Raw genomic sequence first — 5,326 nt, forward strand, 5'->3', positions numbered from 1 at the left:
GAAATTCGTCGCCGAATCCTGCGTACCGGATTATTCCGGTCCGGTGGTCTACTGCAGCGATGCTTTTGCCGGCCTGAAGGCGGTACGCGAGTTCGAAGAAGGGAAACTGCAGTCGACCCGGTATGACAGCGCGGCTGCGGTCCAGCCGATGAAGCCCGGCGTACGCGACACGGTCCTCGATCGGACCAACCCGGTGCCCGCACCACCGTTCATCGGCCTGCGCTACGTGCAGGACATCGACCCGGCGAAATTATTTCCGCTGGTCAACACCCAGGCCCTGTTTCGCGGTCGTTGGGGGTACCGGCGCGGCAAGATGTCGGCAGCGGAGTACCGGCAGTTGATCGACGGAACTGTCCAGCCCCTGTACGAACAACTGCAGCACCAATCGCTCGAGAAGGGGTGGATTCAGCCCAAGGTGGCGTACGGGTATTTCCGCTGTCACGCCAGGGAAGGATTCCCTGCACGTCGAGGCAGACGGCAGGAGTATACGTTTGCTTTTCCCGCGTCAGGCGGAAGCGCCTTTCCTGTGCATCGCCGATTATTTCAAGTCAGCGGAAGAGGGTGCGGGGACGTGGCCGGCTTTTTTGTTGTGACCATCGGCGCGCAGATCGGCGAGGAAACCGCCCGGCTGTACCAGGAAAACGCGTACCATGACTACCTCATGCTGCACGGCTTCAGCGTTGAGGTCACGGATGCCCTGGCGGAGTACTGGCATGGCGTCATGCGTCGTGAACTGGGCATCGGGGGGGGGGTGAAGGATGTGCAGGGAGCCGTTACCCAGGAGTATCAGGGGTCCCGTTCTGGCTTTGGGTACCCGGCCTGTCCGGATCTCGACGTGCACCGGCCACTGTTCGAGTTCCTCAAGCCCGAGGCGATTGGCATCACCCTGACCGAAAACATGCAGATGGTCCCCGAACAGACCACCTCGGCCATCGTCGTCCATCACCCCCAGGCCAAATACTTTGCGGTGTAGCCAAATGTCAGCAACCGATACCGAACGGTATATCTGCGCCAACTGTGGGTATGTCTATGATCCTGCGGTCGGCGACCCGATGAACACGGTCCTGCCCGGAACGCCCTTTACCGATCTGCCGGAAGCGTGGGTCTGCCCATGTGCTATGCGTCGACAGACCAGTTCGATTTGCTGGATTAAGAACAACATTCTCCGCCCGGCCATTCCGGGCGCTCAGATTTGAGTGGTACATGTCCGAAGAAATCGACAATCTGACCGTCAACTACGAGGAGGACGGGGTTCTTGTCGTCAAGGAACTGGACAGGGAGGTGCTGAGCAAAGGCGCCTGGGCAACAATCGTCTTCCGGTACCAGGAACTCGACCGGCAGGCCGGCACCTATGGCCCCGATAAGTTCACCATACGACGCTACCAGAAAAGGAACGGCCAGTTCCAGGCTAAGTCAAAATTCAACATTTCCAGCAGGGCGCAGGCGGAAAAAGTCGTTGAAACCTTGGGGAAATGGTTGGCCAAGGAGTAGTGGACGGAAACCACTTCGGTCAATTTGGTTTTTCGAAAAAACAGACGGTTGCCGTTCGTTTCCATAGTGCCCAAATGATCCAACGATTCAAAAAACATATTTCTTATTACGACGTCTCTCCTAGCGGGGGGGCCCCCTCGCCGCCGTGACCCCTCCACAAGAAGCGGAAGAAAAAGATCGGCAAGCTGATTTTGTTTTTGACAGAAACGGAAAAACAAGCATGCGCCCATCCAGCTCAGCGCGGCCAAGTGTTCTTGAGAATTGATCTTTGAAAACTGAACAGTAAAAGAGCGGGCCAAGTAGTATTGGTTTGAATTGGAGAGTAAAAAGTCCAATCGTAGTGACTGGCTAGGATATTAAACTGGAGAGTTTGATCCTGGCTCAGAACGAACGCTGGCGGCGTGCTTAACACATGCAAGTCGAACGCGAAAGCGGCTTCGGTCCTGAGTAAAGTGGCGCACGGGTGAGTAACGCGTAGATAACCTGTCTTCGTGTCTGGAATAATACACCGAAAGGGGTACTAATACCGGATAATCTTGCTTTTCATAAGTTTTGCAAGCAAAGGTGGCCTCTGACTTAAGCTACTGCATGAAGAGGGGTCTGCGTACCATTAGCTAGTAGGTGGGGTAATGGCCTACCTAGGCGACGATGGTTAGCGGGTCTGAGAGGATGATCCGCCACACTGGCACTGGAACACGGGCCAGACTCCTACGGGAGGCAGCAGTGAGGAATATTGCGCAATGGGGGCAACCCTGACGCAGCGACGCCGCGTGAGTGAGGAAGGCCTTCGGGTCGTAAAGCTCTGTCAAAGGGAAAGAAATGCATAATGGCTAATACCTGTCATGTTTGACGGTACCCTTAAAGGAAGCACCGGCTAACTCCGTGCCAGCAGCCGCGGTAATACGGAGGGTGCAAGCGTTGTTCGGAATTACTGGGCGTAAAGGGCGCGTAGGCGGTTTGATAAGTCAGATGTGAAAGCCCACGGCTTAACCGTGGAAGTGCATTTGAAACTGTCAGACTTGAGTATCAGAGGGGAAAGTGGAATTCCCGGTGTAGAGGTGAAATTCGTAGATATCGGGAGGAATACCGGTGGCGAAGGCGACTTTCTGGCTGAATACTGACGCTGAGGCGCGAAAGCGTGGGGAGCAAACAGGATTAGATACCCTGGTAGTCCACGCTGTAAACGATGTCAACTAGATGTAGGGGGTGTTGATCCCCTCTGTGTCGCAGCTAACGCATTAAGTTGACCGCCTGGGGAGTACGGTCGCAAGATTAAAACTCAAAGGAATTGACGGGGGCCCGCACAAGCGGTGGAGTATGTGGTTTAATTCGATGCAACGCGAAGAACCTTACCTGGTCTTGACATCCCGGAAATCCCTTGGAAACTTGGGAGTGCTTCCATTAGGAAGAGTCTGGAGACAGGTGCTGCATGGCTGTCGTCAGCTCGTGTCGTGAGATGTTGGGTTAAGTCCCGCAACGAGCGCAACCCTTGCCTTTAGTTGCCAGCAGTTCGGCTGGGCACTCTAAAGGGACTGCCGGTGTCAAACCGGAGGAAGGTGGGGATGACGTCAAGTCCTCATGGCCTTTATGACCAGGGCTACACACGTACTACAATGGCCGATACAAAGGGCAGCGACACTGCGAGGTGAAGCCAATCCCATAAAATCGGTCTCAGTCCGGATTGGAGTCTGCAACTCGACTCCATGAAGTTGGAATCGCTAGTAATCGCGGATCAGCATGCCGCGGTGAATACGTTCCCGGGCCTTGTACACACCGCCCGTCACACCACGGGAGTCGGTTGTACCAGAAGCAGTTGAGCTAACCGCAAGGGGGCAGGCTGCCAAGGTATGGCTGGTAACTGGGGTGAAGTCGTAACAAGGTAGCCCTAGGGGAACCTGGGGCTGGATCACCTCCTTTATAAGGAAAGATACAGGCATTGCCTGTATGGGATCAACCCCGCTTTATTTACTGTTCAGTTTTGAGAGATCAAGGGCATGGGCCTATAGCTCAGCTTGGTTAGAGCGCACGCCTGATAAGCGTGAGGTCGGTGGTTCAAGTCCACCTAGGCCCACCAGGCATGGCCAAGAGTGGGGGTGTAGCTCAGCTGGGAGAGCGCCTGCCTTGCACGCAGGAGGTCATCGGTTCGATCCCGTTCACCTCCACCATAGTAAAAGAGTAAGGTTGGATGTTGAGTGTCAATTCAACATTCAACTTTAAGCTTTTAACGAAGTTTTTTGATCTTTGACAATTGAATAGCAGGGTATTTAAACTGTAGACTCGATACTGGTGCAAGTGGGCCTTAGGACCGCACGAGGCATCACACCAAGCGTTTAGAGCTAACTTAGTTTAAAAAGACTTATGGTTAAGCTACTAAGGGCTGACGGCGGATGCCTTGGCACTAGGAGGCGATGAAGGACGTGGAAAGCTGCGATAAGCTTCGGTGAGCTGCTAACAGGCTTTGACCCGGAGATTTCCGAATGGGGCAACCCGGCAGAGTTCAAACTCTGTCATCCATTACTGAATACATAGGTAATGGAAGCGAACGAGGGGAAGTGAAACATCTCAGTACCCTCAGGAAAAGAAATCAATTGAGATTCCGCAAGTAGTGGCGAGCGAACGCGGAATAGCCCAAACCCATAGGCTTGCTTTATGGGGGTTGTGGGGCCCCGACATGGGATTGAGGAGAGATAGCGGAATGGTATGGAAAGGCCAATCATAGACGGTGATAATCCGGTACGCGAAATCTTGAAACACCCTAGGGTGTCCCCGAGTACCACGAGACACGTGAAACCTTGTGGGAATCTGGGAGGACCATCTTCCAAGGCTAAATACTCCCTAGTGACCGATAGTGAACCAGTACCGTGAGGGAAAGGTGAAAAGAACCCCGGGAGGGGAGTGAAATAGAAACTGAAACCGTCAGCTTACAAGCAGTTGGAGCATCCATGTGATGTGACAGCGTGCCTTTTGCATAATGAGTCAACGACTTACCCTACGCAGCAAGGTTAAGCCGGCAGGTGTAGCCGTAGCGAAAGCGAGTCTTAACAGGGCGTCAAGTTGCGTGGGGTAGACCCGAAGCCGGGTGATCTATCCATGTCCAGGGTGAAGTCTCGGTAACACGAGATGGAGGCCCGAACCATTGTAGGTTGAAAACTGCTTGGATGAGGTGTGGATAGGAGTGAAAGGCTAATCAAACTCGGTGATAGCTGGTTTTCTCCGAAATATATTTAGGTATAGCCTCGCGAGTTGACTGACGGAGGTAAAGCACTGTTTGGGCTAGGGGTCCCACCGGATTACCAACCCCATACAAACTCCGAATGCCGTCAAGTTCTATCGCGGGAGTCAGACTGTGGGAGATAAGTTCCATGGTCGAGAGGGAAAGAGCCCAGACCGTCAGCTAAGGTCCCTAAACTGCACTAAGTGGAAAAGGAGGTGAAATTGCTTAGACAACTAGGAGGTTGGCTTAGAAGCAGCAATCCTTTAAAGAAAGCGTAATAGCTCACTGGTCTAGTGAATTTGCGCCGAAAATGTAACGGGGCTTAAGTGCAGTACCGAAGCTACGGATCGAAATTTCGATGGTAGGAGAACATTGTGTAGGCCTGAGAAGGTGCATCGTGAGGTGTGCTGGAGGTATCACAAGAGCTTATGTTGACACGAGTAGCGAAAATGAAGGTGAAAAACCTTCACGCCGAAAGTCTAAGGTTTCCTGAAGTTAAGTTAATCTGCTCAGGGTTAGTCGGCCCCTAAGGCGAGGCTGAAAAGCGTAGTCGATGGGAAACGGGTTAATATTCCCGTACCGCTGGTGTGGATATAGTACAAGGGGGGACGGAGAAGGATA

At 53.3% G+C, this 5,326-nt stretch carries 2 protein-coding genes, 2 tRNA genes, 2 rRNA genes and 1 pseudogene; all 7 read left to right on the forward strand.

Translation table 11 applies throughout. The features are described from left to right. Nucleotides 1-973 (forward strand): annotated as a pseudogene (locus IPN95_28745) (5-methyltetrahydrofolate--homocysteine methyltransferase). Nucleotides 974-977: 4 nt separating this feature from the next. Further along, a complete protein-coding gene (locus IPN95_28750) occupies nucleotides 978-1,196 on the forward strand; it encodes a rubredoxin (protein ID MBK9453310.1) in 219 nt (72 codons plus the stop codon). A gap of 7 nt (nucleotides 1,197-1,203) precedes the next feature. Further along, nucleotides 1,204-1,491, forward strand: a complete 288-nt coding sequence (locus tag IPN95_28755; GenBank protein MBK9453311.1) for a hypothetical protein — start codon at nucleotides 1,204-1,206, stop codon at nucleotides 1,489-1,491. Between the two features lie 358 nt (nucleotides 1,492-1,849). Further along, nucleotides 1,850-3,408 (forward strand): 16S ribosomal RNA (locus IPN95_28760). Nucleotides 3,409-3,487: 79 nt separating this feature from the next. Beyond that, nucleotides 3,488-3,565 (forward strand) — tRNA-Ile (locus IPN95_28765). 15 nt (nucleotides 3,566-3,580) lie between these two features. Continuing rightward, nucleotides 3,581-3,656, forward strand: a tRNA-Ala gene (locus IPN95_28770). A gap of 195 nt (nucleotides 3,657-3,851) precedes the next feature. After that, a 23S ribosomal RNA gene (locus tag IPN95_28775) occupies nucleotides 3,852-5,326 on the forward strand; the annotation flags it as partial.

It is taken from the genome of Bacteroidota bacterium, from assembly GCA_016718825.1.
Classification (GTDB): Bacteria; Bacteroidota; Bacteroidia; order J057; family JADKCL01; genus JADKCL01.

Bases quoted from the DNA above. Each gene is read 5' to 3' on its own strand.
- IPN95_28750 (MBK9453310.1), top strand. From the start codon at position 978: ATGTCAGCAACCGATACCGAACGGTATATCTGCGCCAACTGTGGGTAT.
- IPN95_28755 (MBK9453311.1), top strand. From the start codon at position 1,204: ATGTCCGAAGAAATCGACAATCTGACCGTCAACTACGAGGAGGACGGG.